3 protein-coding genes are annotated in these 1,683 nt (G+C 31.6%); 1 reads left to right on the top strand and 2 read right to left on the bottom strand.

Going from position 1 to position 1,683, the window contains the following annotated elements; genetic code table 11:
* Positions 1 to 209: 209 nt before the first annotated feature.
* On the top strand, positions 210 to 545 hold the full coding sequence (gene ytxJ / locus BP92_RS0113695) for a bacillithiol system redox-active protein YtxJ (protein ID WP_026726544.1): 336 nt from the start codon (positions 210 to 212) through the stop codon (positions 543 to 545).
* Position 546: 1 nt separating this feature from the next.
* Here ytxJ and BP92_RS17065 read toward each other — a convergent pair whose 3' ends face one another.
* Together BP92_RS17065 and BP92_RS0113690 are read right to left on the bottom strand one after the other, a co-directional pair.
* Positions 547 to 813: a hypothetical protein gene (locus tag BP92_RS17065; RefSeq protein WP_150111946.1), complete on the bottom strand. Its 267-nt coding sequence runs from the start codon at positions 811 to 813 to the stop codon at positions 547 to 549.
* Between the two features lie 74 nt (positions 814 to 887).
* Positions 888 to 1,553, bottom strand: coding sequence for a response regulator (locus tag BP92_RS0113690; RefSeq protein WP_026726543.1), 666 nt, complete (start codon positions 1,551 to 1,553; stop codon positions 888 to 890).
* Positions 1,554 to 1,683 lie beyond the last annotated feature (130 nt).

Genomic DNA, 1,683 nt, shown 5'->3' with positions numbered 1-1,683 from the left:
TAACTTACTCTCATCTCTTTTCACTTTATTAATGCAAATTTAAAAATCATAACAACTTATAAATTAACTTTGCAAACATAGGAGTCATATAAGTTAAACTAAGTCAAACGGAACGTTTAAGAAAGTTCATAATAGATTTTAAAGATTACTCTAATTTTTATAATCTGTGTTCCAAGAACTTGAAACCTGAAACCTGAAACAAAAAAAATATGAAAAACTGGAATCCCATAACTACTGAAGAACAAGTAAGAGAAATTGTTGCAAAATCAAATGATAAACCTCAAATCATCTTTAAAGATAGTGTGACTTGTGGTATTAGCGCTTATGCAAAAGAACGCTTGGTTAACGGAAATGATTTACTAATTGCTAAAGCCGATTTTAATTATTTGGATTTACTTTCGTATCGAAGTGTTTCTAACTTCATTGCGGATGAATTGAATGTGATTCACCAATCGCCACAGATTATTGTGTTGAAAGATGGGGAAGTGGTGTATCGAGTTTCGCATCATAGTATTCAAGCGGATGAGATTGCGAAGTTTTTGTAATTTATTTTTTATATCGGAACCAGTTCAATAGAGATACGATTACTTGTTTTCGTTCTGATATTGGTTTTGCGAAATTGATATCTATACAATCGGTACATAACGAAACCGCATAATCAGAGGATTGACATTCAGAAAGTACCGTGCTTAAGTCCTCAAATTCTCCTAAGTAAGAAATGGATTTTGTATTTTGGATATGAGGACATTGTTCCAAATGTAGTCGGAAATTGTTGTTTGCGTCGGGTTCGGTATGCAAGTAGTAGTTTGGCATAAAATAAGATGATTTTATACAAAGCTACTCACAATAAAAAAGTAATCCGTACGGAAATCCGTAAAATGAGATTTTCATATGATGCCTAGGTCTTTTGAAAGTGAAACTAAATGAATGGTTGTTTTAGCTTTAAAAATGTCTTTTAGTTTACTGATGCGTTTTTCAATGTAACTTTTACTGTTGGGTTTGATGTCTTTATTTTTGAATAATTGTTCCATTTCCTCAATGGTGACACCATTTGATAAATGCGTTAAAACCTGTATATCGTATTCTTCAATTTCATTAAAGGAATTTTCTTTTAAGGCATGTGCCAAATTTTGAGATACAAAAGTGCCACCAAATAATATGGTTTCCATGGCTGTTTTTAATTGGCTAATACTATTTCGCCCTTTGTGAACAAAAGCATTTACTTTTAAATCTTCGACTAATGATTTAATGACAAAAGATTTGTCTTCCACTGTGTAAACTAAAACAGGTATGGTGGGTTGAATTTGTCTTATGGCTGCGATTAATTCTTCTCCACTTTTCAAAGTCACTGTTCGGTAGTCGGTTTCAAAAGATAAATCACTGATTAATAAATCAAAGGGAGTTTTATCTTGTATTGCTTTTTTGGCTTTTAAAAGCGCATCATCACAATATTTAGCGTGTTCAATTTCTTTCACGCCCATACTTTCAAGGGTTTGAATTAACGCGATGTTGATGCTGTCAAAATCTTCTGCTATTAATACTTTAGTAAACATACTTATTTCGGAATTGTAATTTTTACTTTAAATCCGGAGAATTCAATAACTTAATGCAACAAATGATAAATTTTATCTTTGTTGAATTATGGAAAAATTACGCAGGCGATTAACCTTAAATGAACGGATT

This window comes from Flavobacterium sasangense DSM 21067, assembly GCF_000686885.1.
Lineage (GTDB): Bacteria > Bacteroidota > Bacteroidia > Flavobacteriales > Flavobacteriaceae > Flavobacterium > Flavobacterium sasangense.
This window is presented reverse-complemented; position numbering and strand designations above follow the sequence as displayed.

Excerpts from the sequence above, each read along its gene's own strand:
- ytxJ (WP_026726544.1), top strand. The coding sequence starts at position 210 with ATGAAAAACTGGAATCCCATAACTACTGAAGAACAAGTAAGAGAAATT.
- BP92_RS17065 (WP_150111946.1), bottom strand. The coding sequence starts at position 813 with ATGCCAAACTACTACTTGCATACCGAACCCGACGCAAACAACAATTTC.
- BP92_RS0113690 (WP_026726543.1), bottom strand. The coding sequence starts at position 1,553 with ATGTTTACTAAAGTATTAATAGCAGAAGATTTTGACAGCATCAACATC.